The organism is Amycolatopsis pittospori, assembly GCF_013870525.1.
GTDB classification, from domain to species: Bacteria; Actinomycetota; Actinomycetes; order Mycobacteriales; family Pseudonocardiaceae; genus Amycolatopsis; species Amycolatopsis pittospori.
The window spans coordinates 1-25826 of the sequence record NZ_JACBXD010000004.1; the positions used below are offsets into that span (position 1 = coordinate 1).

General features: G+C 68.1%; 15 protein-coding genes and 1 pseudogene. 9 read left to right on the forward strand and 7 right to left on the reverse strand.

Features of this window, described 5'->3' with window-relative positions:
* The 4 genes and pseudogenes from H5J31_RS03090 to H5J31_RS03105 all read right to left on the reverse strand — a co-directional run.
* Window positions 1-2317 (reverse strand): annotated as a pseudogene (locus H5J31_RS03090) (type I polyketide synthase); the annotation flags it as partial.
* A gap of 98 nt (window positions 2318-2415) precedes the next feature.
* Window positions 2416-3336 (reverse strand): ACP S-malonyltransferase, encoded by a 921-nt coding sequence (locus tag H5J31_RS03095; RefSeq protein WP_207897360.1) that lies wholly within the window; start codon window positions 3334-3336, stop codon window positions 2416-2418.
* 2 nt (window positions 3337-3338) lie between these two features.
* Window positions 3339-4751, reverse strand: a complete 1413-nt coding sequence (locus H5J31_RS03100; RefSeq protein ID WP_181770890.1) for a class I adenylate-forming enzyme family protein — start codon at window positions 4749-4751, stop codon at window positions 3339-3341.
* A 175-nt stretch (window positions 4752-4926) separates the two neighbouring features.
* On the reverse strand, window positions 4927-6438 hold the full coding sequence (locus H5J31_RS03105) for an ArnT family glycosyltransferase (RefSeq protein ID WP_328701358.1): 1512 nt from the start codon (window positions 6436-6438) through the stop codon (window positions 4927-4929).
* 237 nt (window positions 6439-6675) lie between these two features.
* Here H5J31_RS03105 and H5J31_RS03110 point away from each other — a divergent pair, with 237 nt between their 5' ends.
* Window positions 6676-7941: a cytochrome P450 gene (locus tag H5J31_RS03110; RefSeq protein ID WP_181770891.1), complete on the forward strand. Its 1266-nt coding sequence runs from the start codon at window positions 6676-6678 to the stop codon at window positions 7939-7941.
* A gap of 652 nt (window positions 7942-8593) precedes the next feature.
* Here the strand turns inward: H5J31_RS03110 and H5J31_RS03115 are convergent.
* Both H5J31_RS03115 and H5J31_RS03120 read right to left on the reverse strand, forming a co-directional pair.
* Window positions 8594-10150 carry a hypothetical protein gene (locus H5J31_RS03115; RefSeq protein ID WP_181770892.1) on the reverse strand — a complete coding sequence of 519 codons (1557 nt, stop codon included), beginning with the start codon at window positions 10148-10150 and terminating at the stop codon, window positions 8594-8596.
* Entirely contained in the window at window positions 10135-10908 is a 774-nt protein-coding gene (locus tag H5J31_RS03120) for an ABC transporter ATP-binding protein (protein ID WP_181770893.1), read from the reverse strand. The genes H5J31_RS03115 and H5J31_RS03120 overlap by 16 nt, the downstream gene beginning before the upstream one ends.
* Before the next feature lie 265 nt (window positions 10909-11173).
* Between H5J31_RS03120 and H5J31_RS03125 the strand changes: the two genes are divergently transcribed.
* The 3 genes from H5J31_RS03125 (at window position 11174) to H5J31_RS03135 (ending at window position 15821) form a co-directional block, all read left to right on the forward strand.
* Complete coding sequence (locus H5J31_RS03125; RefSeq protein WP_236004619.1) at window positions 11174-11497, forward strand: hypothetical protein; 324 nt, start codon at window positions 11174-11176, stop codon at window positions 11495-11497.
* Window positions 11497-12687 (forward strand): DUF418 domain-containing protein, encoded by a 1191-nt coding sequence (locus H5J31_RS03130; protein ID WP_181770895.1) that lies wholly within the window; start codon window positions 11497-11499, stop codon window positions 12685-12687. The genes H5J31_RS03125 and H5J31_RS03130 overlap by 1 nt, the downstream gene beginning before the upstream one ends.
* A 386-nt stretch (window positions 12688-13073) precedes the next feature.
* Entirely contained in the window at window positions 13074-15821 is a 2748-nt protein-coding gene (locus tag H5J31_RS03135) for a helix-turn-helix transcriptional regulator (protein WP_236004624.1), read from the forward strand.
* 79 nt (window positions 15822-15900) lie between these two features.
* On the opposite strand, the gene H5J31_RS03140 is transcribed toward H5J31_RS03135, so the two are convergent.
* Window positions 15901-18267 carry a penicillin acylase family protein gene (locus H5J31_RS03140; protein WP_236004626.1) on the reverse strand — a complete coding sequence of 789 codons (2367 nt, stop codon included), beginning with the start codon at window positions 18265-18267 and terminating at the stop codon, window positions 15901-15903.
* A gap of 584 nt (window positions 18268-18851) precedes the next feature.
* Here H5J31_RS03140 and ccrA point away from each other — a divergent pair.
* The 5 genes from ccrA to H5J31_RS03165 all read left to right on the forward strand — a co-directional run bounded on the left by ccrA (window position 18852) and on the right by H5J31_RS03165 (window position 25767).
* Complete coding sequence (gene ccrA / locus H5J31_RS03145; RefSeq protein ID WP_181770898.1) at window positions 18852-20075, forward strand: crotonyl-CoA carboxylase/reductase; 1224 nt, start codon at window positions 18852-18854, stop codon at window positions 20073-20075.
* Window positions 20076-20108: 33 nt separating this feature from the next.
* Window positions 20109-21701 (forward strand): HAL/PAL/TAL family ammonia-lyase, encoded by a 1593-nt coding sequence (locus H5J31_RS03150; RefSeq protein WP_181770899.1) that lies wholly within the window; start codon window positions 20109-20111, stop codon window positions 21699-21701.
* Entirely contained in the window at window positions 21698-23491 is a 1794-nt protein-coding gene (locus tag H5J31_RS03155; RefSeq protein ID WP_181770900.1) for an AMP-binding protein, read from the forward strand. The genes H5J31_RS03150 and H5J31_RS03155 overlap by 4 nt, the downstream gene beginning before the upstream one ends.
* Window positions 23492-23863: 372 nt before the next feature.
* Window positions 23864-25108, forward strand: a complete 1245-nt coding sequence (locus H5J31_RS03160) for a 2-isopropylmalate synthase (protein WP_236004629.1) — start codon at window positions 23864-23866, stop codon at window positions 25106-25108.
* Window positions 25105-25767 carry a Sua5/YciO/YrdC/YwlC family protein gene (locus H5J31_RS03165; protein WP_181770901.1) on the forward strand — a complete coding sequence of 221 codons (663 nt, stop codon included), beginning with the start codon at window positions 25105-25107 and terminating at the stop codon, window positions 25765-25767. The genes H5J31_RS03160 and H5J31_RS03165 overlap by 4 nt, the downstream gene beginning before the upstream one ends.
* The last annotated feature ends 59 nt before the right edge of the window (window positions 25768-25826 follow it).

Sequence of the window (25826 nt, forward strand, 5' to 3'; positions counted from 1 at the left end):
TTCCGACCGGAATGTCCAGTGCGGCAGCGATTTCCTCGTAACTCAGGCCTTCTCCGGCGAATAGCGTCAGCGTGTCGAGGCTCAGCGCGCCCGCGACGCAGGCGGCGGCGATCTCGCCCTGTGAATGGCCGATGACCGCGGCCGGTTCCACCCCGGCGGACCGCCAGAGTTCGGCCAGGGACACCATGACCGCCCACAACACCGGCTGCACCACGTCGACCCGCGTCCAGCACGGGTCTTCCGCGTCCGCGCTCAGCGCGTCGAGCACCGACCAGTCGACGAACTGTTCCAGCGCGGCCGCGCACTCACGCAGCCGCTTGGCGAACACCGGCGAGCTGTCCAGCAGGTCCACCGCCATACCGGCCCACTGCGAGCCCTGGCCGGGGAAGACGAACACGACCTTGTCGGCGTTCTCCGCCACGGTCGCGCGCACGGTGCCCGCGGGCACCGAGTCCTCGGCCAGACCGGACACCCCGGCGAGCAGATCGCCGAGCGCCGAGCCGGTCACCACCGCGCGGTGCTCGAACGCCGTCCTGGTGGTGGCCAGCGCGGTACCGATCTCGCCCACGCCGGGCGTTTCGAGCTCCGCCACGAAGTCCTTCAGCCTGGCGGCCTGTGCCAGCAGCCCGGCGTCCGACCGCGCCGACAGCACCCAGGGCACCCGGTGGTGGATGTCCTTTTCGGACTCAGGCGCCGGCTCCGGCTCGGGCAGCTCGAGAATGGTGTGCGCGTTGGTCCCGCTCATCCCGAACGAGGACACCGCCGCCCGGCGCGGACGGTCCAGTTCCGGCCAAGGCGTGGTCTCGGTGACCAGCCGCACGGCGCCTGCGGCCCAGTTCACGAACGGGGTCGGCTCGTCGACGTGCAGGGTCGGCGGCACGACGCCGCGGCTCATCGCCTGCACCATCTTGATCACCCCGGCGATACCGGCGGCGGCCTGGGTGTGCCCGATATTCGACTTGACCGAGCCGAGCAGCAGCGGACGGTCGCCGGGCCGGTCCTGGCCGTAGGTGGCGAGCAGCGCTTGTGCCTCGATCGGATCGCCCAGCTTCGTCCCGGTGCCGTGTGCCTCCACGACGTCCACCTCGGCGGGTTCGAGCCCGGCCGACGCCAGCGCCTCGCGGATGACCCGCTGCTGGGAGGGTCCGTTCGGCGCGGTGAGGCCGTTGCTCGCGCCATCGGAGTTCACCGCGGAACCGCGGACGAGCGCCAGTACACGGTGTCCGTTGCGCTTCGCGTCGGACAACCGCTCGACCAGGACCAGACCGGCTCCCTCGCCCCAGCCGGTCCCGTCGGCGGCGGCCGCGAACGGCTTGCAGCGGCCGTCGGCGGCCAAACCCTGCTGGCGGCTGAAGGCGACGAACGAGGCGGGGCCGGACATGACCGCGACCCCGCCGGCGAGCGCCAGGTCGCATTCGCCGCGGCGCAACGCGGCCACCGCGAGGTGCAGGGCGACCAACGAGGACGAACACGCGGTGTCCACGGTGATCGCCGGGCCCTCGAAGCCGAACGTGTAGGCGATCCGGCCCGAGACCACGCTCGCCGCCGTCCCGGTGACGAGGTAGCCCTCGAGCCCATCCTGCGCCTGATCCGTACGCGGGCCGTATTCGTGGTTCTCGGCGCCGACGAAAACGCCGGTCCGGCTCCCCCGCAGCGAACCCGGGGTGAGACCGGCCTGCTCGAAGGTCTCCCAGGATGTTTCCAGCAGCAGGCGCTGCTGCGGATCCATGGCCAGCGCCTCACGCGGGCTGATGCCGAAGAACGCCGGGTCGAACCGGTCGGCGTGGGCGAGGAACCCGCCGCGGCGAGTGGTGCTCACGGCGCTGTGACCGTCGTCCTGGCCGAACAGGGCGGCCAGGTCCCAGCCGCGGTCCTCGGGGAATCCGGCGGTGCTGTCCGCGCCGTCGGCGATCAGCTCCCAGAACCGGTCCGGGGTCTCGGCGCCGCCGGGGAAGCGGCAGCCCATCGCGACGATGGCGATGGGTTCGCCGTCGTCGGCCGCCCGCGCGGGCGCGCCGGCTCCGGCCCTGGTGCGGCCCAGCAGCTCACCCTCGAGGAAATCGACCAGCGCCGACACCGTCGGCTGGTCGAAGGCCATCGTCACCGGGAGGTCCAGCCCGGTCGCCGCGACCAGCCCGCGGTGCAGGGCCACCGCCGCAAGGGAATCGAAGCCGAGGTCCGGCAGGACCGTTCGCGGACCGACCGCCTCCGGCCGGACGTGCGCCAGCGCGTCCGCGACCTGTTCCCGGACCAGCCGGAGCAGCGACCGCGCGCGCTCCGCGGCGGACGCGGACGTCAGGCGGTCGCGCAGCGCGGCCGTCCGGACGGAGTTCTCAGTGACATCATCCGCACTGGCCATGGCCAACGACTCCCCATCTCAAGCTTTTGTCCGAGCGAACCAGCACCGCGCCGCGGTCAATCTCGACGGTGCCGCAGCACCGTGGCCTGGTTCACCGGTTCCACGACGAAGTTCTTCTTGGTGACCGCCAGCCGGAACCACATCCGGTCCAGCCCCACCACACACAGCCTGCGTACTCCGAGCCCGGCCAGCGCACCGGCCGTGGAACGCCACCCCAGCGGGCGCAGGAAGCCGCTGAGTACCAGTTCCCGCACCGCACGGCCGGTCCGCAGGACCGAACCATCCACATCGGACACAAGCGGGACGGCCGGGTCGGCGAACACGGTGCCGCCCAGCACCTCCGCCTCGATCCGGTCGCGAAGCGGTCCGAAGGCACTACAGTGCGCGGCCGGGCGCATGGCGTACAACGAGTACCCGCCGGCCCGGCCGACCCCGGCGGTGAACTCCTCCAGATGCTTCTCCGCCATGGTGATCAGGTAGTGGCCGTCGTCCACGTGCCCGGACAGGTCGTACCAGACCCCGCGATCGGACAGGTCCGCCAGCAGCTCGTCCATCCGTTCGGCGGCCACCCTGGTCACCACCTGGGTGACGAGATCCTGGTGCGCGGTACGGAAGTAGTCGAGTTCGCACTCGCCCACCCCGGCGGCGACCCGGACGGCGTCGGCGAACGGCAGGCATTCCGCGTGCGCCGCGGCGATCAGCTCGCCGAAGCTCATGCCGACGCAGTAGCCGGGCTCGCCCAGGTTCTCCTTCGCCCAGTCCGCCAGGGAAAGCGCGTTCACCAGCGTGGCGGCACGAGCCGCGGGGGACGCGTAGTCGCCGGAGTCGCGCAGCGCGCGGGTGACCGAGTAGCCGAGCACCTCGTCGGCGACCGCCAGCCGTTCGCGCGCGAACGGGCTGAGCACGAGGAACTTGCCGATCTCGGCGAGCCGGAACCCGTCGAGGCCGGGAAAGAAGTAGGCCGTTTCCGCCGCCACCGTTATTCGCCGATCCCGGACGCGAGTGCGGTGAGCTGGCCGCGGTCCGGTTTTCCGTTGCGGTTCAACGGGAACCGCTCGATCACGCGGATCCGGTTCGGCCGTTCGGACTCCGCCAGCACGTCGTCGACCAGTGGGCGCCAGTGTGCGGGTTCCCGCAGCTGTTCGTCCTCGACGAAGAGCGTCAGGCGCGCGCCTCGCTGCTCGTCCGGCAACGCGATCAGCTTCGCCGAGCAGCCCGCGGCGCTCACCTTGCGCTCGATGATCTCCGGATACAGCGTGAAACCGTTGCGGTGCACGGCGAACTTGCGGCCGAGGACGAACACGTTGCCGTCCGCGTCCAGGTAGCCGAAGTCACCGCTGCGGTAGGTCTCATGGTCGACAGGGTCGACAGTGCCGTCCTCGGCGAGGTAGCCGGTCAGGATGTCCGGGGTGTGGATGATCAGCTCGCCGATCTCGCCGGCGGCCACCGGCCGGTTCTCGTCGTCCACCGCCTCCACCGTCAGCCCCGGCATCGCGCGTCCACAGCCGACCGCGTTCTCCGGGGTGGCGAAGGCGACGTTGCCCGCTTCCGTGCTGCCGTAACTGTCCAGCAGCGGCAGCCCGAACTCCTCGACGTAGGCGTCCACCAGCGGTCCGTCCAGTGGCGCGGCACCGCTGCAGAACATCCGCACCGTGCGCAGCTGCTCTTTGACCTGTGGGCGTTTGCGGAGGATGTTGAGCATGCTCCGGTAGGTGGCCGGGGCGGCGTCGACGACGGTGGCCCCGCACTGCCCCGCCATGAGCATCGCCCGGTCCGGACGACGGTAGGGCGCGATCACCAGTGAGCACCGGGTCAGCCAGGCGATGCCCACCATGGAAATGCCGTACTGGTGCGAGAACGGCAGCAGGGGCAGCAGGACGTCCTGCTCGGTGTGGCCGACCTGGTCGGCGTTGCGCTGCAGGTTCCGCAGGAACCGCCCACCGTTCTTGACGATGCCCTTGGGCTCGCCGGTGGAGCCCGAGGACCACATCAGCAGGCTGTCAGGCAGCTCGCACCAGTCCTCAAAGGACACTCGGGGATACGCGGGGGCGAAGCCCGGCGCATCGATCATCAGCTCGTAGATGAACGACGTGTTCTCGACGTCGGCCAGCGGCGCGTCGTCGTCGGCGATGATCAGTTTCACGCCGGCGCGCTGCGCGATCCGGCGAGTCTCCTCCGGGCGTTCCTGCTGGTCCACCAGCACGATCGAGGCACCGACGTGCATCAGCGCGAACAGCGTGCTCACGTACCCGGCGGAGTTGCCTGCCTTGAGCATGACGCGCACGCCGGGGCCCGCGCCCCGCTGACGCAGCGCCTCGGCGACGCCGACCACCTCGCGTTCGAGTTCGGAAAAAGTACGCACCGAGTCCGGGGCGAAAATTCTCGCAGTCATGGTATTCCTCCACACCGGGACGGAAAGTCGCCGGAGATCCCCGGCATCATGGGCGAATCAACGCAAGTACCGCCGAGGCGAGCCTAAAACCGTTATTCGGGAAGGGATACCCCTATCGCCCCCTTCACGCCGCGCCCCGCCCCAGCTCAGGGCCCCGAGAACGGAACCGGCGGCTTCAGGCGATGTGGCGCATGCGTTCCCAGAGCCGCGGCCAGCCGTCCAGTGGCTTGTCGCAGATCCAAAGCGGAACGTCCAGCGCCAGGTTCTTCAGGCCGTTGTAAGCGTTTCCGGTGGTGCCCGCCGGTCGCACCGAGCCGAAGTACTTCCCCAGTTCGCCGGGATCGGACCCGGCGAACAACACCGACGTCGTGTTCTCCGGCGGGACACCGAAGTACGCGTAGCCACGATGCGCGCTGTAGACGGCGAGCTCCGGCGCGAACTTGTACAGGGCACCGGCCTGGGCGTAGTCCGCGGTGAGCACGACCGTGCCCGGCGGCATCGTCCGCTGTGTCCGCTCGACGGCGCCCGCGAACTCGGGCCAGCCCACGGTCTGTGCCGACTCGGCCGGCCCCTGAGGGGAGCTCGCCAACGAGGCGACCGGATAGATCGGGAGCATCAACGCGGCGGCCAGTGCGGCCGAAACCGGCAGCACCGGCCAGGCCACCCACGGCACCCACCGGGTACGCGGTGACGGTCCCAGCCCGGCGGCGCCCGCGGCCAGCAACAACGGGAAGACACCGGCCAGGTAGTCGGCGCGCCCGTTGATCGCGATGAACACCACCAGCAGGGCGACGAAGGTGAATCCGAGGAACCGCCATTGCCGCAGCCGGTCCGACCACAGCAGCCGTCCCGCGCCGAACAGGAGCAGAAGCGCGGGCAGGCCGGCCAGCGAAAGCAGGGTCGGCAGGTAGCCGATCCGGCCACCGGTGGCCTCGGCGGACTGCGCGATCGCCTCGCTCATCTCGATCTGCGGCCAGCCGTTCGCGGCCTGCCAGAACACTGTCGGCAGCGCGCAGACGACCGCGATCGCGGCACCCGCCCAGAGCATCGGACGCCGCAGCAGTTCCCGGGGCCCGGCGAGCGCGGCCGCCGCCACCGCGAACACCAGGAAGAACACGATCAGGTACTTGGCCTGCAACGCCACCCCGGCGGCGATCCCGAGCAGGAGCAGCAGCCGATCGTCCCTGGTGCGCACCCAGCGCACCAGCAGCAGGGTGGCCAGCGCCCAGAAGAACATGTCCACCGAGTTGGTCGCCAGCCAGTGCCCGGCCAGCAGCGTGATCGGCGCCGCGCCGTAGGCCGCCGCGGCGATCACCTGCGCCCGCCGCCCACCGCCGAACTCGCGGGCGATCAGCGCGGTGACGAGCACACCCAGCACCGCCAGCAGGATCGCCGGCAGCCGCAGCACGACCAGCGAACCGCCCGAGACGTGATCGAGCACCCAGGCGAGCAGCGGCACCAACGGCGGCTGGTCGACATAGCCCCAGTCCGGATGCGCGCCCGCGGCGAGGAAGTAGAGCTCGTCCCGGTGGTAGCCGTAGGAGCCGCTGGTAGCCAGCAGCGCCAGCCCGACGACGGCGGCCACGATCGCGACCGGTGCCCGGGCGAACACCGGTCGACGGTCGCCGTCGACGTCCTGGACTTCGCCTGCCGGCGAGATCGCCGGCGCCGAAACGCTCTGTTCCACTGAGATCCCCCACCGCACTGGTCCCGGTTTCCCGGGCGACTCCGGACCGCGCGCGATGACCCTGCCATCGGCGTCTGGATCGCCCGACCGTACTGTCGGGCGCACTCCTTCCTCTACCGCGTAAACGTGTTCTGGGGCCGCGTAGGGGATGGCTAGGGGTTCGTCCCGGCTCGGCGGGTAAGACTTCCGTGGAACGATGCGGCCATTGGTTGTTCCCGTTCCCGGAGAGGACTTTCCATGGTGACCGCAACCCAGAGCCGCGTCGGTGATCTCCGGCTGGGCACGACCCTGCTCGCCGCGAAGGCGCTGGTCCGGTTCAGCGGGGTGCTCGGCGATCCGTTCGCGGATCTGTTGCGCGGCCAGGAGAATCCGTATCCGGTGCACCAGCGGGTCCGGGAGCTCGGACCGTTGCACCGCAGCAAACTCGGGCCGTGGCTCACCGCCAGCCATCCGCTGATCGATTCGATCCTCCGCGACAAACGCTTCGGAATCCGTACCACCGAAGGAAAAGTGTTGAACGGCGGACTCAAGGACGCGCCGAAGCTGGACGTGTCCTTCCTGGAACTGGACCCACCGGACCACGGCCGATTGCGCCGCCTGGTCGCGCCCTCGTTCGGCCCGCGCACGATCGAGCGCTTCCGGCCCGCCGTCGAACGCGCCTGCGAGGAGCTGCTCGACGAGCTGGAGCGCGACGACAGTTTCGACCTGATGGCCGGGTTCGCCACCCGGCTGCCGCTGGTCGTGATCGGCCAGCTGCTCGGCATCGGCGAAGACCGCTGGACGGATTTCCTGCGCCACGGCGCGGTGATCGGCGCGACGCTCGACGGCGTCAGCTCGGTGAAATTCGCCAAGCAGCTGCGTATTTCGATCCAGGAACTCACGGTCCTCTTCGGCGAACTGATCGACCAGCGCCGGGCCGACCCCCGTGACGATCTGACCACCAGTCTCGTCCAGGCGAGGGCCGAGGACAAGCTGACCGCCGAGGAACTGGTCAACATCTTCGGCCTGCTGGCCATCGCGGGCTCCGAGACCACGGCCAACCTGATCGGCAACGGCACGCTGGCCCTGCTGCGGCATCCCGACCAGTGGGACCAGCTGCGCGAAAACCCGGACCTGGCGGCGAAAGCCGTCGAAGAGACACTGCGCTACGAGTCACCGGTGCAGCAGTCACAACGGTTGCCGCACGAGGATGTCGAGCTGCACGGCACGGTCATTCCGGCGGACACCCAGGTGGTGCTGCTGATCGGCGCGGCGAACCGCGATCCCGAGGTCTACACCGAACCGGACCGGTTCGACCTCAACCGCACGGACGGCCCGGACCACCTGTCCTTCTCCAGCGGCATCCACTACTGCATCGGCGCGCCGCTGGCCCGGCTGGAGGGTGAGGTGGCGTTCCAGGCCCTCGCCGCCCGGATGCCGAAGCTGAAGGTGGCGAGCGAGCCGAAGGTGCGCCGGTCGCTGGTGATCCGCGGCCTGCGGACCCTGCCGCTGAGCAAGCACTGAGGGGTACGGCAAAGGTATCGGGTCGACGAGAACGCGAGTTGTTAGTCCGTGAAGGCCTCCTTCCCTACCTTCAGAGTAGGGAAGGAGGCCTTCACGGACCAGGATATACGATCAAACAGGGACGAATCGGAAATTTCCACTTGACTTGTGTCCCTTGTGGACGATCGAGGGGTAAGTCAAAGGTGGCGTGGTCGGCGCCGTCGTAGCGTCCGGCCGCATGGCGGGGTGTTGCGAAAGCCACTTTCGCAACGTTGAAGGTTGCGAAAGTGGCTTTCGCAACACCCGAGCGGCAGGTAGGTAAAGGGGCGGGCCCGTTCACCCGGGGTGACAGTGGGCGCGAAGGCGTGACTCGTGTGCTTGAGCCCGAATCTCGTGTGCTCGGAGACGTGACTCGCGTGCCTGGCTACCGCACTCGGATGTACGGCGCCCGAGCACGCGAGATCCGTCTTCAAGCACGCGAGTGCGCCGCCCAGGCCACCGCCTCGCCTGAAACACGACACGTTCGACTTACCCCTCAATAGCCCTCTTTGCCGCTCACGACCTCCATCCGAAACAGTGCAAATAGGTCGAACAGGGCATCGAACTGCGAAAGTTCCTTTGTGGACAGTCGAGAAGCGTCGGGTCCAACTGACGAGTCCGGTGCGCCGGTGGCTCACACGCCCTGGCGCACCACCTTGAACAGCTCCGGGCCGCGGCGCTCGAGCCGTCGGTACGCCTGACGGCCGCACTGCCACCACATCAGCGCTCCGACGACCACCCCGACGGGCACGGCCAGCCAGCCGAGTACGGGGCGGTCCTCGGCCAAGCCCAGGATCAGCAGCGCGGTCGAGGGGCCGATCGCGGTGAGCAGCAGCGGGATGAGGCCCAGCTGGAGATAGTGCGGGTTGGTGCCCGAAGTGAAGGGATTGCTGTCGGCGTTCTGCGGCACCGGGTACGCGGCGATCACCGAGAGCAGCACCACCGAGCCCGCGCAGCCGCCGATGCCCGCGGGCAGGAGTGCGAGCACCCACGGCCAAGCCCAGTCCAGTCCACTGAAGACGGTGAAGCCCACGGTGAGCGCGATACAGAACGGCGCCACCACGAGCGCCCACGCCAGCTGACGACCGCGGACGTCGGCCCGCTCGGAATCGGGCGCCACCAGTGTGTGCCACACACCGCCGCCGTCGAGTCCGTAGAGGTTCGAGGTCTCCGCGCAGGCGAGGCCCAAGACGAACAGCCCGGCGAACGGCAGCAGCAGCTCGGCGCCGCTCAACGCGGGCACCACCGCGCCCGGCAGCGCCGCCAGCGAGGTGACCAGCACCGCCCGGCGACGCGCGTCACGGCCCCAGGTGAGCAGTTCCTTGTGGACGACGGCACCCAGCGGGGTCGCCGGCAGCACCCGGACCAGCAGCCCGTCGGTTCCGGCCCGGCTGCTGCGGCCGGTCGCGGCCCTGGCGGTGATCCGGCGTTCGATCAGCGGCGCCCACGCGCGCAGAAGCAGCGCGATCAGCACCGCGAGTCCGAGCAACGCGCCGAGCACGATCGGCCAGTCGGCCCGTTCCGCCGCCTCGACCGCCGCGATCCCCCAGCCCGACGGCAGCAGGTGCAGGAGCGTGGAGAACACCGGCGCGTTCCCGCGCACGATCTCCGGGCCGAGCGACTGGATCGGGTACCGCAGCAGGAAGCCGCAGACGCAGAGCGCCGCGACCAGCAGGAGCGCCAGATCCCGCCCGCGGCGTGACCGCAGCGCGGCGCCGAGGGCGGCGAGGACCACCCGGGAGGCGAGGACGAAGAACGCCGTCTGCAGCAGCAGTGCCGGAATGGCGACCAGCGTCGCGCCGGGACCCAGACCGGCGCCGAACACCACCAGCGCGACCCCGGCGATGAGGGTGACCAGCGCGCCTCCACTGACGAAGGCGACCCCGAGCAGTCCGGAGGCCAGCTGCCGGGAGGTCATCGGGAACAGCACGAAATGCTCCGGGCGCAGGGTCTCGTCCCCGCCGCCGGAAAGCAGCGGCACGATGATCCACCCGACGAACCAGGCCAGGAACACCATGCCGAGCAGGTCCGCGGTGATCTTGTCGGTGTCAAGGCCGACCGCCGCCAGCCCGATGGTGAGCGCGGCCCCGAGCAGGCCCAGCAGCAACTTGGCGATGCTGGTGATCGCCTGCTCCGGCCGAAAGGAATGCGCCAGTACCCGCAGGCGCATCCGGATCAGGACGACAGCCACGCAAGCCCCTCCGCCCCTTCGGTATGCCCGCCGACCAGCGTGACGAACGCCTGCTCGAGACCCTGTTCGCCGCCCCGGACCTCGTCCACCGGCCCGACCGCGACGACCTTGCCGTCCGACATCACGCCGACGTGGTCGCACATCAGCTCCACCAGCGCCATCACGTGACTGGACAGCACCACCGCGCCACCCGAAGCGACGAACCGGTTGAGGATGATCCGGATGGTGGCCGCGGACACGGGGTCCACCGCCTCGAACGGCTCGTCGAGCACCAGCAGTCTCGGGGCGTGAAGCAACGCGTTGGCCAGGCCGATCTTCTTCCGCATGCCCGCGGAGTAGTCCACGATCAGCGTCCGCTCGGCCTCGGCCAGCCCCATCACCTGCAGCAGTTCGGTGGCCCGCGAGCCGACGGTCTCCCGGTCCAGGCCCCGCAGGAGTCCGCTGTAAAACAGCAGTTCACGACCGGTGAGCCGCTCGGGTACGGACAATCCGTCCGGCAGTACCCCGATCAACGCCTTGGCCTTGGCGGGCTCGCGCCACACGTCCACGCCGAAGATCCGCACCGAGCCGGCGTCCGGCCTCAGCAGGCCGACGGCCATGGACAGGGCGGTGGTCTTCCCGGCGCCGTTCGGCCCGACCAGACCGAAGAACGAGCCGCGGCGGACCGTGAACTCGGCCGAGTCGACCGCGACCTTGTCACCGAACACTTTCCGCAGGCCGGAGATCTCCAGCGGGACCGAGGCGTCATCGGTCGTCACGGGGGCCGTTGTCGCTTCTCGCACCGCTCGATTGGATCACAGCCCGCCCCCGCACACCCTCGTCAATCGGTACCAAGACCGGCGGCCGCCTCCTCCGTTGTGATGAGGCGGATATCCGTCTCTACGCCGATCGTCAGGAGATGACGAGATCAATAGCATCGATGCAATCAGATCTTTATGTCCGATTTCCGGCTACGGCGGAAGGTTGAAGATGACCGCGGGAATGGCTCGGAAGTGCTCGTTACTGCTCGTTACCCTGCTTGTTTTGACAAGCGGATGCAAAGAGGGCAGCCAGGCCCAGGCCACGACCAGCAAGGCGAAGGCGTGCGTACAGGCCCTCAACCTGGCCGCCATGGTGCCTGACTACAAGAACCGCGAGCGGGACGCCGACGAACTCCAGAACCGGTCGGCCAAGCTGCGCGAGCTGGCCGGAACGGTTTCCGACAAGAACGTCGGCGACGCCGTCGGCGGTCTGGCCGACCAGTACTCCAAGTCCCAGAGGAACAAGCGGGAGACGGTCGAGACGTTCGCCCACTGGGTCCGCGACACCGTCCGCAACATCGACAAACTCAAAGAGGCGTGCATCTGATGACCGCCGACGGCGCGACCGGCTCAGGCACTCGCCTGGCGCACGTGGACGCGCTCCGCGGGTTTGCCCTGCTGGGCATTCTCGCCGTGAACATGGCCCTGTTCTCCTCCGGCTTCGCCTTCACCGGAATCGCCGACCCGACATTCAATTCCTGGGCGGACGATACGGTCGAATGGATTATCTTCTTTTTGTTCACGATGAAGTTCTACCTGCTTTTCTCTTTCCTTTTCGGATACAGCTTCACACTTCAGATGGATTCGGCCGAACGTAGGGGCAGCCCCTTCAAACCGGCCTTCCTCAGGCGGCTCGCGGCTCTGTTCGTCCTCGGCATCGCGCATGCCGTGCTGCTGTTCCCCGGTGACATATTGGCGACATACGCCATCCTCGGTCTGATTTTGCTCGCCGTCCGTAACATCAGGCCACGGACAGCGATGATCGTCGCCTGTCTGCTGATCGTCGCCACCACGGTCGCGACGGTGCTGGTCGGCCTTTCCGGGACGATCGCCACAGACCCGGCGTCGGCGCTCATCGAGGGCGCCCGATCCACCGAAGCACTGCGTGGGAACGCGAGCCAAGTGCTGTCCGAACACCTCAAGACGCTGCCGTGGAGCCTCGGCACGCTCGTCGTACAGGGCCCGCTCGCCCTTGCCTCCTTCCTCATCGGGCTGGCACTGGGCAAGCACCGGGCACTGGCGGACCCCGCCGCACACGGGCAGGTACTGCGGATGCTCCAGTGGGCGGGCCTGCCGATCGGACTGTCCGGAGCACTGATTTTCGCCAGCTTCGGCGGCACCCACGACACGCTGGCCACCACGGTCGGCTACGCCACCGCACCCCTGCTGACCGCCGCTTATGTGGCCACAGCCCTTCGCGCCTTCTCCTCGCCACGCATCCGGATACTGACCGATTTCCTGGCTGCGGGCGGCCGGATGGCGCTGACCAACTACCTCACCCAGTCGCTCGTGTGCGCCCTGATCTTCACCGGCCTCGGAGCCGGGCTGATCGGCAAGCTGCGGCCGGGCACCGTGCTACTGCTGACTCTCGGCCTGTTCGTCGCCCAGCTTCTCGTGAGCAGGCTGTGGCTGCGACTGTTCCGTTACGGTCCGGTCGAATGGCTGCTACGCGCGGTCACCTACGGCTCCTGGTCACCGACGCCGGCCGCGGCGCAGACCTCGAAGGTGGCCACCTGATCTCACCCCGACGAGGTAAAAGACTCGTTAATCCTTCGCCACGTCGCGCCCCGTAGGTCGGTTGGCCACTAACCAACCAGTCGCCACGGGGACGAGTGGCGGCACCAGCATGCCCGCACTCAGAGATAACGACCCCACTCAACCCCTATTCCCGGAGAACCCCTACTCCTCCTTCCGTATATATTCCGTTCCCCGCAGCTCCATTCAGGTGAACTCGCCTGAAAAAAGTGGCACTCCGCTCACCGGCGCCCCCGGATCAGCCTCCGTGAAACCATCACCGCTACACCCGATCAGGTGGTACGGTCACATCACTCACACGTGAATTCTGGGGAATCAGCGCTGTGTCAATGAACGGTGATGTCACAAAAGCCCTGTGGGGGGACACTATGTCGATCGCAGAAAGAGACGCCTTTTTTGATCAGCTGAACGAAGTGTACGAGAATGGCGGCCGGGGTCGGGCGTGCCTCGTCTCCGGTGGTGTCGCCAGCGGCAAGACCGAGCTACTGGAACGGCTCAACGATCAGGCGATCAACTCCGGCGCGCTGGTCCTCAGCGCGACGGCCTCGCCGGTGGAGCAGGCGCTCGAAATGGGTGTCGTCGGACAGCTGTTCCGGAACGCGGCCTTGCCCGAAACCGTCGTGGCGAAAGCGGACCACCTGCTTTCCGCCGGCATGCTCACCAGCAGGCAGCACGGCAACGACCCGCGAGCCTTCGATCAGACGACCCTCCTGCTCGCTCAGGCGATCTGCGCGCTCGTGCTCGAACTCGCCAAGGAACGGCCGGTGGTGATCACCGTGGACGACGCGCATTTCGCGGACCGGTCGTCCACCGACACCCTGCTTTATCTGCACCGGCGGATCCGCTCCGCCCGGGTCCTGATGGTTCTCGCGGAACGCACCGGCGAGGGCTCGGCCCAGTTCAGGACCGAGGTCATGCGTCAGCCGCATTCGCGGCACGTCCGGCTCCAGTCGCTGTCCGACACAGGCGTCGGCGAACTGCTGGCCGAACGGCTCGACAGCATCCCTGACACGTCCTTCGTCACCGGCTGCGTGGAACTGACCGGTGGCAATCCGATGCTGGTGTGCGCGCTGGCGGAGGACTGGCTGGCCGCCACCGCCGTGGCAGGAAGCGGCCAGACCCTTCCGCCGGTACCGGTCATCGGCGAGAACTACCGGCAGGCGGTGCTGTCCTACTGTCACCGCGCCGATCCCGACGCCGCTCGCGTGCTGCGCGCGGTGGCCGTACTCGACGAACTCGCCACGGCCGCCAACGTGGCCAAGGTGACGGACATGTCGCCGGCACACGTCGCCGACCTCCTGTCCCTTGTGGACAGCGGCGGGCTGACCGCGCACGGACGGTTCCGTGACCCGGCGGCCAGCAGCGCCGTACTGGCCGACCTCGGTCGGCAGGAGCACACGGCCTTGTGCCTGCGCACGGCCAAACTGCTGCACGACGAGGGAGCCGACGCGGCCGAGGTCGCGGCGTACATCGCCGCTTCGGGAGAGTCCGGCGAGACGTGGGCGATCAACTTCCTGCGGGATACCGCGGAACAGGCGGTCGCCCAGGCGGATCTCCGTGCCGCCGTCTCCTATCTCGACCTCGCGCGGCGTACCTCCGCCGACGAGCGGCAACGTGCGGATCTGACCGTACGGCTGGCAGGCGTGCAGTGGCTGGTGGACCCGGCCGCGTCCGGTCAGCACCTCAGCAGGCTCACGACCGAACTGCAGAACGGGCGGCTGTCACAGGAGCACGCGCCGTCGTTGGCCCGATGGCTGGCCTGGCACGGTTTCGCCAATGAAGCCAAGGAGGTACTGGTCGGGCTCCGGGACACGATCGCCGACGCCGGGCCGGCGCTGGCCGCCGATTACCGGATGACCTTGCAGTGGCTGAAGTTCTTCCATCCGCGGCTGCTGGAGGACACCGTCGATCCGGCCTTCGCGGATCGGGGCGAGGCCGCCGGAAGCACCCTGTTCACCGTGCTGAAGGACGGCACGACCACGGACAGCGTGCACGACGCGGAACAGGTGCTGCAGGGCTGGCGGATGAGCGACATGCCCATCGAGTACGCACTGTCGGCGCTGCAGACGCTGTTGTACGCGCAGTGCCCGAACCGTGCTACGGAATGGTGCAAGGAGCTGCTGGCCGAGGCGGAGAACCGCAACGCGACCACCTGGCGGGCGATCCTCACCGATCTGCGCGCGGCGATCGCGCTCCAGCTGGGCAACCCGTCCGAAGCGCGTGCCCACGCGCTCAAGGCGCTGGAGATCATGCCGCCGCAGGGCTGGGGGGTGGCGATCGGCTCGCCACGAGCGCACCTGGTGCTGGCCAACACCATGATGGGCAGGTTCGACGAAGCGGCCGAGCAGCTCACGCACATGATGCCGCGCACGACGCACCAGACCCGGTTCTGGTTGCAGTACCTGCAGGCGCGCGGGCACTACCATCTGGCGACCGACCGGCTGCACGCCGCGCTGGACGACTTCCAGATGGCGGGCGACCGGTCCCGCCGGTGGGGGCTGGACTACCCCGCGCTCACACAGTGGCGCAGCGACGCGGCCAGGGTGTACGTCCGCCTCGGCCGCGGCGACGTGGCTCAGCGCCTCGTCGCCGAGGAGCTGGAGCTGCCCGGCAGCCGGGCACCGCGGATCAGGGCGGTCGCGCTGCGGGTGCTGGCCTCCACCGACAACCTCCGCAAGCGGGTCCCGCTGCTCCAGGAGGCCGCGGACCTTCTCCAGCTCTGTGGTGACCCCTACGAACTGGCTTACACCCTGGCCGACCTGAGCCAGGCCGGTCAGGTGCTCGGTGAGACGAACCGGGCCAGGATGTTCGCCAGACGGGCGATCCAGCTCTCGAAGGTCGCGCACGCCAATGTGCTCCACAGCCGGCTGGTCATGCACAGCAAACCGCTGGCGGGCTCGGCCGGGGTCGCGGACGAGTTCAACCCGCTGGAGCCGCTGAGCACGGCGGAACGGCGGGTGGCGGTGCTGGCCGCGCTCGGCCACAGCAACCAGGAGATCAGCCGGAAGCTGTGCGTCACGGTGAGCACGGTCGAGCAGCACCTGACCAAGACCTACCGCAAGCTCAAGGTCAGCCGCCGCACCGACCTGCCCACCGAGCTGGCGGGTATCGCCTGACAGTTCTTCTCCCCCTCGGACGGCAGCCCCGCACTTCCTGGGAAGTGCGGGGCTGCCGCCGTCCGGATGGGCGGGGTCGTCAGGGTTTCGGCACCAGCCGGATGTTCAGGACGGTGTTCCGCTCCACCGCATCGCGGCTGTAGACCAGCGGGACGTACTTGCCGGTCCGCCACTTCTCGGTCATCGCTTCGTAGCCCGGCGAGTTCGGATCACCGGATTGCCCTGGCGCGTTGATCATCTGCGCGGCGTCCCAGTTCCCCACGTCGAGCACCATCCGGAACGAGGGCCCGGCGAGGCCCTGGTAGTCGACCGGGCTGTAGACCGAGGAGTTCACCGTGTTCCACGACCCGCCGATCGACGCGGGCCCCGCGTTCCACCGGGCGGCCGTCGCCTCGTCGACCTTGGGTGCCAGCGGATGCGCGAACGTCACCCGGTGCAGCTCGCCCCATTTCCACTTCGCCGAGTCCGCGCCGCCGCGCCGCTTGGCATCCGCCATCGCGGTACCGAGGGTCTTCAGCAGCAGCTGGTCCCTGACCGCGGCGCCGCCGGGACCGAAGTACCGGTCCGGGTTGTCCATGGCGTCCATCAGTACCGCCTGATCCGGCAGGAAGATCGCGCCTGCCACCGCCGGGGGCAGCACCGAGTACAGGAAGTTCGGCCCGAGGTGCCACATGAACCACACCTCGAACAGCAACGCGGGTGCGCTCCCCGCGTCCAGCACTCCGTTCCAGCTCTTCAGCAACGACAACGCTTCGGCCACCGCCGGATCGGTGCTGTTCAAACCCTGGAGCAACGTGACGAGACGCCGTGCCTGCAGGGAGAGCTGGTCGTTCTGCAGCGTCGCGGAGTCGGACGGGGAGCTTCGCGGCTTCGACCCCAGGACCTCGTTGATCCGCTGGAAACGCGCGGGATTGCTCCATTCGTAGCCGACGCCCGGCGCGGTACCGTTGTACTCGTTGGCGGTGACGACGAGCCCGTTCGCGGGATTGTGGACCCGTGGCAGTTCCGCGGCGGGCACGAAGCCGTTCCAGTCGTATCGCCCGTCCCCCGGCACCGGGAGGAGTCCGTCGTACCCGGTCCGCCGCGGGGCGAGTCCACCGACGGCCATGCCGATCTCGCCGGACGTGTTCGCGTACACGTGGTTGAGCCCCGGTGCGCCCCAGCTGTCCACCGACTGTTTGAACTCACCGAAGTTCTTGGCACGCAGGTGTTTCAGACTGCCGTAATAGGGTGACATGCCCGGCTCCAGCCAGGCGGCACGCACGGCGTAGGCACGGTTGCCCGCGGTGTCCGTCTTGATCACCGGGCCGTGCCGGGTGAACTGGAGCGCGACCTCCTTGGTGCCCCCGCCACGCAGCGGAATCCGCTCGGTGACGGTGGTGAACCTCTCCCAGCCGCCGCCGTAGCGGTACCGGCTGGGATCGGCGGGGTCGAGTTCGTAGACGTAGAGGTCCTCCTGGTCCATCGCCGAGATCGTCAGGCTGAACCCGGAGACCTCGTTGTGCCCCAGCGAGATCCCTGGTGCGAACGGTTCACCGGCGCCGATCACGTCGAGCCCGGGCGCGTTCAGGTGTGACACGTACCGGGTCGCGGGCGCCGGCATGGCCCGATGCGGGTCCGAAGCCAGCACCGGCCGTCCGGTGCTGCTCCGGTTCGTGCCGACCACCCAGGCGTTACTGCCCTCCGGTACCTCGACGAGCGGGTCGGGCACGCTCGCACCCGCGCTGAAGTCCAGGCCGCCGGTGGCGAGGGTGAACACCCGCGCCACATCGGCGGGCAGCGCACACGGGTCGAACCCGGCCGGAACCGGCGGGCTGTGCGCGGGTTCGAGCCGGACCCGGTACCGGTCGGCCTCGATCCCGCCGGCACAGGCGATCTTCGCGCGTGCCACCTCGCTCTTGAGGTTCTGACTGAGCCCGTGCGCACGGATCCTCACCACGTCCTCGGCGCTCCAGCGGGCCGGGGAGTATCCCAGTTTCCGGAATTCCTCGGGCAGCGCGGCGGGATTGGCGGCCAGGAAGTCCACATAGGCGTTGACGCCATCGGCGAACCGCGTCGCGGCGAGTTTGCCCTCCGGCCCGTACTTGGCCCACTCCTGCGTCATGCCGCCTCGGTACAGGAACAACCGGGCGGCCCTGTCCTGCTCCGCGAACGAATCGCCGAATACTTCGGAAAGCAGGCCCAACCCCTTGCGCCGCCACAGGTCCATCTGGAAGATTCGATCGCGTGCGGCCCCGAAGCCCTGTGCCAGGAACACATCCGCGGTGTTCTGCGCGTAGATGTGCGGCACACCCCATTTGTCGACCAGCAGGTCCACCGGTTGGGTCAGGCCCCGCACCTGCTGCGTGACCGACGGCCAGCGAGTTGTCGCGTCGGCCGTGACGGGAGGCATTCCCGCCGCGCCGACAAGGAAAACGATCCCAAGAAGACCCAGCCGCCAGCGCATCGCCATCTCCCTTGGTTCACCCCGTCTTCAGCCGGGGTGGTCCCGGCCGAGACGGTACTGGTCGTCGTCACCACCATCCGCCGTCCGATCCGGCGCACAGCGGAATTCGAGTCGCCGCACAGAAGGATTGCCGAGGGTGTCACGGAAACGCGCGAACCGAGCCGCCTTCTCCGCGGCATCGACGCCGATCGCGCCCGTGATTTTTTTGTTGCCCGCACGCTACTGAGGGCCTCGGCGGGAAAGCAGCCCCTAGCCGCCACCAGCTGACCCCTATCCGTCGCGAGAAACTCCCTTTCCCGCCGGCCACCGGTGTTCCTGCTGATCCCCGGCCGCGGTACTGGGTGCCTTAGGGGCGCCGCTAGGGGTTGACGGTCCCGTTGCCCGGCCGACATCCTGGGAAACCCGGACGCACCGACGCGGGAACCTTCTTTTCCTGCGACACCAACCTGATCCCGCGCGAATCGCGGCTCAGCGCGAAGCGATCAGCACAGCGAATAGTTGACCTTGGGGGCTACTTGCACAGAGGCCGCTAGCTGAGTCCATGACGGTTGAATTTCTCTTCACTATCGCAGGAAAGTGCCTCAATGGGAAAAAACCTCTACGACCTCGGGGAACTCCCTCCCGTGGGTCATGTCCCGGATCAGATGCATGCGCAGGTACTGCGCCAAGACCGCTACGGCCAACCCGAACAGGCGTTTCAGCACGAGATATTGCCCACCCCCCGGCCCGGATACGGCCAGGTCCTCGTCTTCGTGATGGCCGCCGGGATCAACTACAACAACGTGTGGGCCGCTCTCGGCAAACCGCTGGACGTCATCGGCATGCGGCAGCGACGCGGTGAGCCGGAGGACTTCCACATCGGCGGATCGGACGCGGCAGGCATCGTGTGGGCGGTCGGCGACGGTGTCCGCCAGGTCAAGGTCGGCGACGAGGTCGTCCTGGCGGGCTGTCAATGGGACGAGCACGCCGCGGACATCCGGATGGGCGTCGATCCGATCACCTCGGTGAGCCAAAGAGCTTGGGGCTACGAATCGAACTATGGTTCGTTCGCGCAATTCACCCTGGTCGACGAATACCAGTGCCATCCCAAACCCGTTCAACTTTCGTGGCCGGAAGCAGCGTGCTTCATGGTCTCCGGCGCGACGGCCTACCGGCAGCTCTGCGGCTGGCAGCCGCATACGGTCCAACCCGGCGACGTGGTCCTCATCTGGGGTGGCGCGGGCGGACTCGGTTCGATGGCCATTCAGATCGTCCGCCTTTTCGGGGGTATACCCGTCGCGGTGGTGTCTTCGGAATCCCGGGCGGATCATTGCAAGGCGCTCGGCGCGGCCGGCGTGATCAATCGCAAGGATTTCAACCACTGGGGCCATCTCCCGGATACGTCGGACACCGAAGCGACAAAGGCCTGGATGAGCGAGGTCAAGAGATTCCGCTCCACGCTGTGGAGCATCGTCGGCGAAAGCCGCAACCCGCGTATCGTCTTCGAACATTCCGGTCAGGACACACTGCCCACCTCGGTGTACGTCGGCGACAACGGCGGCATGATCGTGATCTGCGGCGCCACCACCGGTTATCACGCGGATATCGACCTGCGGTTCCTGTGGATGCGTCAAAAACGGCTACAGGGCTCACATTTCGCCAACTTCAAACAGTGTCGTGCGGTGACCGAACTGGTAGCGGCGAATCGCTTGGACCCCTGTTTGTCGACAACGGTGGGATTCCACGAGCTGGGACAGGTGCATCAACAGATGCTCGGCAACGAGCTGCCTCCTGGCAATGCGGCTGCCCTCATCAACGCGTCCGAGTAATTCTCGCTGGATCGCACTAGAAGGAGTCCGGTCATGTCATTGACCACCTCGCACCAACTTGACGAGATCAGTATCGACGGGCGCGAACTGACGATCAACGAGCTCGTGCTCGCCGCTCGATCTCCTGGTACGCAGGTGTTCGCGCTCTCCGAGGGGTCGAGGCGGCGCATCGAGGCATCCAACGACCTCAAGCACGAGCTTGTCACGTCCGGACTGCCGATCTACGGCGTGACCGCCGGATTCGGCGACAGCAACACCCGTCAGGTTTCGAAGCACAAGACCGCCCAGCTTCAGGACAATCTGATCCGCTTCCTGTCCACGGGTGTGGGCCCGTACGCCACGCCGGAAGTCGCTCGGGCGACCATGGTCGTCCGAGCGAATTGCCTTGCCCGCGGGGCGTCCGGGGTACGCCCGGAACTCATTCAAACCATCGTGGACTGCCTCAACGCGGAGATCCTGCCACGTATCCCCGAGCGTGGCTCGGTAGGCGCCAGCGGTGACCTGGTCCCGCTGAGCTATCTGGCGGCCATGATCACCGGACAGGGCACGGTGACCCATCGAGGCACCCTCAAGCAAGCGGCGGAAGCGCTGCGAGAGTGCGGGATACAACCGCTCACCTTGGAGGCCAAGGAGGGCCTCGCGCTGGTGAACGGGACGTCTTTCTCTTCGGCGTACGCCGCGCTCGCCGTGCACGACGCCGAGCGAGTCGCCGAGGTCGCGGAGTGCTGCACCGCCATGGCGAGCCAGGTACTCGCCGGAAACCCCGGCCACTTCGCGGAATTCCTGTTTCAGCAGAAGCCGCATGACGGGCTGATGACCAGCGCCCGCGCCATCAGGCGGTTGCTCTCGTCCGTGGCCCCGATCGGCGAACCCGACATCCATCCCGATGTGAACTTCCGCGAACTCGAACACCCGATTCAAGACCGGTATTCGATTCGCTGTGCCCCGCACGTGATCGGGGTGGTGCGGGACACGGTCGGCTGGGTGCGTAACTGGCTCACCGTGGAGGTCAACTCCTCCAACGACAATCCCTTGTTCGACGCGGCGTCCGGCACCGTCCACAATGGCGGAAACTTCTACGGTGGACACGTCAGTCAGGCGATGGACTCGGTGAAGACCGCCGTGGCCAGCGTCGGTGATCTCCTGGATCGCCAGCTCGAGCTGATCGTCGACGAAAAATTCAACAACGGGCTGACGCCGAACCTGATCCCGCGGCTCACCCACGACAATTTCGAAGCCGGCCTCTTCCACGGGTTCAAGGGAATGCAGATCACCGCGTCCGCGCTGGCGGCGGAGGCTCTCAAGTGGACCATGCCCGCGACGTCGTTCTCCCGGTCGACCGAAGCGCACAACCAGGACAAGGTCAGCATGAGCACCATCGCGGCTCGTGACGCGCGCTCCGTCGTCGAGCTCGTGCAGCAGATCGCCGCGATCCAGCTGATCGCCCTGTGCCAGGCCGCCGACCTCCGCGGTCTCGAGTACCTCAGCAGCCCGACGTTGGCCGTCTACCACCAGATTCGTGCGGTATCCCCCTTTCTCGACCGTGACCGTCCGCTCGACGCGGATATCGAGCGGGTCAGCGCCCTCATCAAGTCCGGTGAACTGACCATCGACCCCAGGCCATGAATCCGGTCTTCGCGGAACCGGCGATCACCTGCGAGAACAGATCGGACGGCGTACGAATCCTTCGCTCCACCGAGCCGGTCGGAGCCTACCCGGATTCGCTCGCCGATCCGCTCCGCACCTGGGCACGTAAGACGCCCCGGCAAGTCCTCGCGGCCGAACGTACTTCGGCCGGCGGCTGGCTTCCGATTTCGTATGGTGAAGCGAGAACTCGGGTCGACGCGCTCGCTCAGGCGTTGCTCGATCGGGGCCTCGGACGGGAAAACCCCTTACTCGTGTTGTCCGGAAACACGATCAACCACCTCCTGCTCACGCTGGCGTGCTACACCATCGGAGCACCGATCGTCCCGGTGAGCGTGGCGTACTCGCTACGGTCGGACACCCACGTCCGCCTGCGGGCGATCACCGAACTCGTGCGCCCCGGCCTGGTGTACGCCGAGGATGGTGAGCTGTTCGGCGCCGCACTCGAAGCCGTGACCGCCGTCGACGGCCCGGCCTGTCGCGAGCTGGTGGCCCGTAACGCGCGAGGACCACGCCACGAGTCGATCGACGAGCTGCTGCGGACAACGGTGTCCGCCGATGTCGATCGAGCGTTCCGGTCCGTGAACGGTGACGACGTCGCCAAGATCCTTTTCACCTCGGGGTCGACGGACGTCCCCAAGGGCGTGCTCAATACGCACGCCATGCTGGGCGCCAACCAGCAGATGCTCCGGCAGATCTGGCCGTTCGTGACGAAGACCCCGCCGGTGCTGACCGATTGGTTGCCGTGGAGCCACACCTTCGGCGGCAACCACAACCTGCATCTCGCGCTGTGCAACGGCGGAACTCTCCACATCGACAACGGAAAGCCGACCCCGGACCTCTTCGACCACACCCTCGAGGCACTGCGATCCGCGCCTCCCACCATTTGTGTCAATGTCCCGGCCGGCTACGCCATGCTCGTTCATCGGCTCGAGCAGGACCACGCATTCGCGTCGCAGGTCTTCAGTGCGGCCGAACTGATCCTCTATGCCGGAGCCGCTCTCGACAGCAGTCTTCGGGGTCGGCTGCGGCGGCTTGCGAAAAAGGCGACCGGACGCGATATCCCGGTGGTCTCGTCATGGGGAGCGACCGAAACGGGACCGGCCGCGACTTCGACCTACGGCTCGGTCCACGACGGCATAGGTGTGCCACTGCCCGGGGTATCGGTAAAGCTCGTGCCCTACGGTTCCCGTCAGGAAATCCGAGTGCTCAGCCCTTCGGTGACCGCGGGCTACGTCGGCATTGCGAACGACAACATGTTCGACGACGAAGGATATTACCGCACTGGTGACGCTGTCCGGCCCCTCGACGACAACGACCCTCGCGAAGGCTTGATGTTCGATGGCCGTATCGCCGAGGATTTCAAGCTGTCCAGCGGAACCTGGGTCGCGCCCGGGCGTCTCAGAGAGACCTTGCTCGCCACGACCGAGATCTTGGCCGACGCGGTGGTGGTTGGAGCGGACCGGTCGTCGGTCTCGGCGTTGTGCTGGCTTCGCGCCGGCCGGCACAGCGACGATCCGGACGTACGGCTGTACCTCGCGCGCAAGCTGGCCGAGCTGAATCAGGGCGCGGGATCGGCCTCGCGGATCGAACGTCTGTTACTGGTCGCCGAGCCGCCCAGCCTCGATCACGGTGAAATCACCGACAAGGGGTACATCAACCAGCGCGCCGTCGTCACCCGGCGAGCAGCTCTCATTGCTTCGTTGTACCAGGAGCCGATTGATCCTGCTGTGGTCCACCCGGCGTACGCGGCGACGGTTCCGGAGGGCTAGCCGACAGTGGCCGGAATGGTGAGGGCCGCTGGTTCGAAACCTTCGCCAAGATCGGCGTCGGTGTGAGTGCCAGGCATACAGCGTTCCGCCACAGCGTCGGGCGCCTCGTCTCCGGTAGCAAGGACGGGAATCGCCCGATCGGTTGACGGCCGCGCCAAACGCGACGCCGACACCGCGACACCATCACGCAGCGCTGAGCACGACTCCACCTCCCGGCGGGAGTCTCGCAGAGCCACTCGCGACGCAGTCACGCTTCGTCGTCGAACAGCGCCTATCGGCCATGCACTGCGAGCATGGGCACTTTGACGTGATCCACTCCGGCCCAGTTGACTTCGTGTTCATTCCGGGAACGCGTCCGGACCAGCGGGGAGGATGAGCAGGACGATGGGGATGCCGGATCTGGTCAGGGAATCCGCGCTGGGCGGACGTTTGGTGTTGTGGGAGGAGTCGGCTCGCGACGGCGCCCAGGGCAAAACCCTGATGAGTGCGGACTTCCGCGTACGGCTGGCTCGGGAACAGGGCCTGGTGTTCGGCGGTGACGGACCGAGGCACGTGGTGTTCGCGGCCGGGTTTCCCGCGGTGTGCGCGGAGGAGTTCGCTGCCACCCGCCGAGTCGCGCTGGAAGCGGCCGGATCCGTGAGCCCGGCCGCGGTCTGCCGCGCCACCCCCGACGATGTCCGGCAGGCCTGCGATGCGGTACGGGGTGCGCCGAACGCGCGGGTGATGATCGTGGTGCCCGCGTCCGACGAGATGGCCGACGCGATGGTGCACCGCCCCGCGTTCGAAGCGCTCACCGAGTCCGTCGCGCTCGTGCACTCCGTACGCGACGGCGGTAGTGGCGTCATCCCGGACGTGTGTTTCGCCGACGCGCCCCGCGCCGACCTCGACGTGATGGCCGACACCGCGAACACCTTGACCGCGGCGGGCGCCGGGGTGATCGTCGTCGCCGACACCACCGGCGATCTGCTCACCGAGCACTGTGCCGCGCTGTTCCAGGGCCTGCTCGAACGGGTAGGCGCGGACGTGGTCCTGGCGTCACACCTGCACAACGACCTGGGTCTCGGCCTGGCGAACACCTTGGCAGCGGTCCGGGCCGGGGTCCGGGTCGTTTCGAGCTCGTGGCTGGGCGTCGCCGAGCGCAGCGGCATGGTCGCCACCGAACAGATCCTGTTCCTGCTCGCCCAGCGCGCCGCCGAACTGCTGGGCGAGGCCGACCTCTGGCATACCGCGCCCGACTTGACCAGGATTCCCGCGATCGCCCGCTCGGTGTCGGCGGAGACCGGCTTGCCGCTGACCGTGACCACGCCGATCGTCGGCACCGGCGTCGGCACGATCTCCACCGGAACGCCGTTCGTGCGGCCGGAAACGTTCCAGCCCTACGACCCCGCGATCCTGGGCATCGAGCCGGCCGTCGTACTGACCCACCTCGCCAGCGCCCGGGTCCTGCGCGCCGTCGGTGAACTCGCCGGGCTGGTACTCGACCGCGCGGAGACGGCGGCCGCCTTGGAATGGGTTAAGGCGGAAGCGTTCCGCCGCAACGAAGCCGTCATCCCGGTCGAGAGCCTGGTCGGGTTCGTCGACGCGTTCCGCGCGACCGCACCGGTGGCGGCGACGTGACACCACCGGACCCGGCGCTCGTGGAGCCGGCTGCGGCCGCCGACGCGCTGAGGGCGGGCTCTGCAGTCGTGTTTCCCAATCCGTACCCGTTGACCTCCGTGGTCGCCGCGACCTCGCCCGATGTCGTCAACACCGCCAAAGGTCGCCCCGCGGACCAGGCCGTCGCGCTGTGGCTGGTCGACGACGAGCGTTGGACCGAGTTCGCCGACGCGCTCGACCTCGACAACGCCACCCGTGGCCTCGCCCGTGACCTCCTGGTGCACGAGCGGCTGACGTTGTTGCTGCCGCTGGTGACCGCCCGGGTGCCGGACTGGGCGTCGCCGGCCACTCGCGATGGCCATGCCCTCGTATTCGGCGCCTGCTGGGATCCGCTGCGCCCGATCCTCACCGGCATCGGGCACCTGCACGTCAGCAGCGCCAACCGAACCGGGCACCGGCCCGCGGCGACTCCCGCCGAGGCGCGCGCGATGTTCCCACCGGAAGTCCACGTCCTCGACGCCACCGACGGCTCGCCCGACGCCGGGCGCGCGGCGACCACCACCCTGCGCGTCAGCCGGCACCACGGGCTGGCGCATACCCGGTCCGGCGCTCAGGACCGCGACCACAGCGGGCCCGACGCCTACCTCGCGCATTTGCACGCCAGCTACAGCGCGCCGTGAGCATCGGTCGACACGCCGCAGAGGGCCGGGATCGGCAACGGTTGCGCTGTCCTGATCTC

Bases quoted from the DNA above. Each gene is read 5' to 3' on its own strand.
- H5J31_RS03155 (WP_181770900.1), top strand. From the start codon at position 21,698: ATGAATCCGGTCTTCGCGGAACCGGCGATCACCTGCGAGAACAGATCG.
- H5J31_RS03160 (WP_236004629.1), top strand. From the start codon at position 23,864: ATGAGCAGGACGATGGGGATGCCGGATCTGGTCAGGGAATCCGCGCTG.
- ccrA (WP_181770898.1), top strand. From the start codon at position 18,852: ATGGGAAAAAACCTCTACGACCTCGGGGAACTCCCTCCCGTGGGTCAT.
- H5J31_RS03110 (WP_181770891.1), top strand. From the start codon at position 6,676: ATGGTGACCGCAACCCAGAGCCGCGTCGGTGATCTCCGGCTGGGCACG.
- H5J31_RS03150 (WP_181770899.1), top strand. From the start codon at position 20,109: ATGTCATTGACCACCTCGCACCAACTTGACGAGATCAGTATCGACGGG.
- H5J31_RS03100 (WP_181770890.1), bottom strand. From the start codon at position 4,751: ATGACTGCGAGAATTTTCGCCCCGGACTCGGTGCGTACTTTTTCCGAA.
- H5J31_RS03130 (WP_181770895.1), top strand. From the start codon at position 11,497: ATGACCGCCGACGGCGCGACCGGCTCAGGCACTCGCCTGGCGCACGTG.
- H5J31_RS03135 (WP_236004624.1), top strand. From the start codon at position 13,074: ATGTCGATCGCAGAAAGAGACGCCTTTTTTGATCAGCTGAACGAAGTG.
- H5J31_RS03140 (WP_236004626.1), bottom strand. From the start codon at position 18,267: ATGCGCTGGCGGCTGGGTCTTCTTGGGATCGTTTTCCTTGTCGGCGCG.